At 73.7% G+C, this 3,692-nt stretch carries 4 protein-coding genes and 1 pseudogene; 3 read left to right on the top strand and 2 right to left on the bottom strand.

What is annotated here, in order from left to right:
• On the bottom strand, positions 1-563 hold a 563-nt coding region (locus EEJ42_RS52680), incomplete at its 3' end, for a helix-turn-helix domain-containing protein (RefSeq protein ID WP_425472873.1).
• Positions 564-776: 213 nt separating this feature from the next.
• Here EEJ42_RS52680 and EEJ42_RS10785 point away from each other — a divergent pair.
• Complete coding sequence (locus EEJ42_RS10785) at positions 777-1,394, top strand: hypothetical protein (RefSeq protein ID WP_123099733.1); 618 nt, start codon at positions 777-779, stop codon at positions 1,392-1,394.
• Between the two features lie 114 nt (positions 1,395-1,508).
• Complete coding sequence (locus EEJ42_RS10780; RefSeq protein WP_123099732.1) at positions 1,509-2,192, top strand: GOLPH3/VPS74 family protein; 684 nt, start codon at positions 1,509-1,511, stop codon at positions 2,190-2,192.
• 47 nt (positions 2,193-2,239) lie between these two features.
• Here the strand turns inward: EEJ42_RS10780 and ssgD are convergent, their stop codons facing one another.
• Positions 2,240-2,656: a spore wall synthesis regulator SsgD gene (gene ssgD, locus EEJ42_RS10775; RefSeq protein WP_123099731.1), complete on the bottom strand. Its 417-nt coding sequence runs from the start codon at positions 2,654-2,656 to the stop codon at positions 2,240-2,242.
• Positions 2,657-3,196: 540 nt separating this feature from the next.
• Between ssgD and EEJ42_RS10770 the strand changes: the two are divergent.
• A pseudogene (locus EEJ42_RS10770) lies at positions 3,197-3,692 on the top strand (hypothetical protein); the annotation flags it as partial.

The following is a 3,692-nucleotide window of genomic DNA, read 5'->3' as shown; positions in this document are numbered from 1 at the left end:
GGCGCGCCGCCACCGCCCGACGACCGCACCTCCACGGCCGTGACGGCGAGGACCAGGACGGCCGCCGCGCCCGCCACCAGGGCCCACGGCCGGGTACGCCACGCGGCGCGGGCCGCGTTTGACTCCGTCCCGCCCGATGCCGCCCCGCCTGATGCCGCCCCGCCCGATGCCGCACCGTCTGATGCCACGTCGCCTGACGCCGCGTCGGCCGACACGGCCCGTAAGCGCGCCCGCGCCGCGAACCGCTCGCGCGCGGTGCCGCCCGCCGCGTCGTCCCGGTCCGCTGCCCGAGCTGCCCGAGCGGTCCGGTGCGCGTCGGCGAGCATCCAGCGGCGGTGGAGGGCGATCAGCTCCTCCGGGGTCGCGCCGCACAGGCGGGCGAAGCGCTCCACCGGGGCGTAGTCCGTGGGGACCGCGTCGCCGTTGCAGTAGCGGTGCAGCGTGGACGTGCTGACGTGCAGGCGTGTGGCCAAGGCCCCGTAGCTGCGGCCCGAACGCTCCTTCAGTGCGCGCAGGCTCTCCGCGAACTCCTCGACCTCATCGGCTCTGCCCACCGGCCCCATCCCCCTCCTCGTACCGCTGGAACGTCCCGCGGGCGCGTTCCAGGGTGTCGTCATCCCCCCAAGTCAGCGTACGTGCAGGCATTCCCGCATACCGGATGCCACGCCTGCCGTAGCGGCCGCGGCGCGGCGCCGCACAGTCTTGAGCTGCCGCCGCGAACTCCGTGGCCATGGCACTCAGACGAATGGCACTCATCCGAAGTGGGGAACCCTTCCATGCGCATGTCTTCGCGACGCCTCCGCGCCGCCGCCCTCGGCGCCCTCACCGCGGCCGCCCTGGTGGCGGGATCCGCGACCGCCACCGCGGCCCCGGGCACGCCCGGCCACCTCGTACCGAAGGAGCTGCCGCCGCACCCGTCGTCGGACTGGTACGCGAGCGACGTCACCCCGGGGCTGCCCGGACACGTCCCCTTCTGCGTCGAGGACACGCTGCCCTCGGCCGGGGCCACCCATCGGACCTTCTGGACCGAGTACGACACGTCCGCGAGCCAGATCGTGGTCAAGGCCGCCACCGTGGACGCCGCGCGCAAGCTCGCCGCGGCGGCCGAGAAGAAGGTGCGGAACTGCGCCGCCGACTGGGAGGGCGACTTCCCCGAGGGCACGGCGTCCTGGCGGGACTACGGCACGCTCCCGGCCGAGGACGGCGCCCATGTGTACGGCGTCCACACCTCGTACCCGGACTCGGAGCCGGGCATCCACCTGTACGGGGTCGGGCGTGACGGGCGGACCGTCACCGTCGTCGCGTGGGGCGAGATGGGGACCTACGAGCACGCCCCGGTCGACGCGTTCCGGCGGACGACCACCACGGCGGTCGTGAAGCTGTACCACCCGTAAGGGCGGTGCGGGCGGCGACGCGCACACAGGGGGGTGCGCGTCGCCGTCGTCGGGGGTGGGCACACGCCCTAGGGTCGGTGCACCCGCCCGACCGGATCATGCCCGGAGGATCCCGTGCCGAACGGTTCGCTCTCGCTCGCCGCCAGTCTCTACCTGCTCGCCTTCGACCCGGACAGCGGCAAGCCCGTCACCCATCTCGGCTATCTCGTCCAGGCCGGGGCGCTCACCGAACTCGCGCAGCGCGAGCTGCTCGTCGACGCGGAGGGCTGTCCGAAGCCGCTGCCGGACGCGCGGACCGGGGACCCGGCGCTGGACGGGCTGATGGAGCTGATCGAGGAGTCCCGGCCGCGCACCTGGGGGACCTGGGTGGGGCATCACCCGCATCTGACGGAGAAGGCGGTACGGAACCAGCTGCGGGCGGCCGGGTATGTGCGCGCGACCTCACGGCGGGTGCTCGGCCTGTTCCCGGTCAAGGAGTACGGGCTGGAACGGTCGCAGCTGGTCGCGGAGATGCGGGACGAGGCGGTGCGCGTCCTGTACGGGGCACAGCCCGCGGCCGAGGTGTCCGAGCGGGACGCCGCGCTGATCGCGCTCGCCGCGGCGGGCGGGGTGACGACCGTCGTCACCCACAAGGACCTCAAGGCGCACCGGAAGCGGATCGCGGAGCTGGAGGCGCGCAGCGGCGCGCCGGGGGCCGCGCTGGAGGGCGTGGTCGACCATGTGCGGGCGGGGCTCGCCGCCGCGGTCGCCACGGCGCTGTCGGCGGCGACCACCGCCGCGGCCACGACCACCCACTGACCCGGTTGCCGGGCGAACGGATTTCTCTCGGTTTCTCTCGGTTTCTGTCAGGAGCAGTCTCTGAGCAGGGACGCCAGCCCGTCGTCCAGGTCCAGCTCCCCGCCCTCGGCCCCCTCCGGCACCACCGCGTACGAGCGGCCCAGGAACCGCCGCAGGTCCGCGGTGTCGAACTGCACCATCGCCATGCCCTCGGGCGCGTGGAACTCCAGCACGGTGCGCTGCGTTCCGCACGGCCACATCTGGACGTCACCGCTGCCCGCGGGTCCGCGCAGTCCGGCCGCGAGCAGTTCGCGCCCGAAGGTCCACTCCACGGCGGAACCGTCGAGGGACGCGGTGGGCGGGAAGGAGACGCGGACGGCGAACGGGTCGTCGCGCTCGTAGCGCAGGCACGCCGGGATGGCGCGTGCTTCCGGGGTCGACGCGATGAGGTGGGCCTGGACTGCTTGGTCGATGACAGTGGTCACAACGCCTGCTCCCTTGCGATTGCGATCGGTGCGGGTCCTCGCCGTCTCTACGTCCATAAGACGTACGGGCTCACTGGCCAGTGCACCCGCGCGGGGCGTGACGTGCGTCACGACCGGTTTTTCGGGGGGACATACGGCATTTAGGCTTGCCAAATCCATGCACGGTCTCGGGTGCCGTGCGGAGCTGTTACAAAACTTCCGCCGCACTCCGCTCTCCCGAGGCACCCACCCCAGGGGTTGTTCCACCATGACCGAACGTCCAGCGGCGCCGGACGCGGCCGCGTACACCCGGCTCTACGAATCCGAATATCCACGACTTGTCGGGTACGCCCGCACCCTCACCGGCAACCCCTGGACGGCGGGGGACCTCGTCGCCGAGGCACACTTCCNACCCTCACCGGCAACCCCTGGACGGCGGGGGACCTCGTCGCCGAGGCACACTTCCGCGTCTGGCGGCGGCTGCGCGCGGGGGAGTCCATCGACATCGACGCCATACCGGGCGAACTGACGGGCGCCATCCGCGGGCTCGCCGTGGCCTCGGTGAACTGGGGCCCGCCGCAGCAGTCCTCGCTGCTCGAACCGCTGATACGGGTCCTCGGCGAGCTGCCGCAGCGCTGGGTCACGGCGCTCTGGCTCGCCGAGGCGGAGGACCTGTCGCCGGAGGAGGCGGCCCGTCGTGCGCGGACGACCGCCGAGGCCGCGGCCGCGCTCGTGGAGCGGGCCCGGGAGAGCCTGCGCCACGAGTTCCTGCGCGCGCAGCCGGGCACCCCGGCGAGCGCGGTGTGCGGTGGCCACTGGGACGCGCTGCCCGGCCATGTGCAGGGCACGGACGACCCGCACCAGGCCGAGCGGATCGCCGTGCACATCGACGGCTGCCGGGACTGCCGGTCCCGGATGGAGCGGTTGGTGGCGGCCGATGGCCGACTGGCCGCGCTGACCGGCCCGGCGCTGCTGGCGCTGTACGACCGGGGCACCGCGCCGTATCTGCGGCCGCTGGTCGCCGCGGGCGGCTGGGCCGCGACGGGCGCCGCGGCCG

The organism is Streptomyces botrytidirepellens (genome assembly GCF_003721215.1).
GTDB lineage: Bacteria > Actinomycetota > Actinomycetes > Streptomycetales > Streptomycetaceae > Streptomyces > Streptomyces himastatinicus.
This window is presented reverse-complemented; position numbering and strand designations above follow the sequence as displayed.

Coding starts and splice junctions, on each gene's coding strand:
- EEJ42_RS10785 (WP_123099733.1), top strand. CDS start 777: ATGCGCATGTCTTCGCGACGCCTCCGCGCCGCCGCCCTCGGCGCCCTC.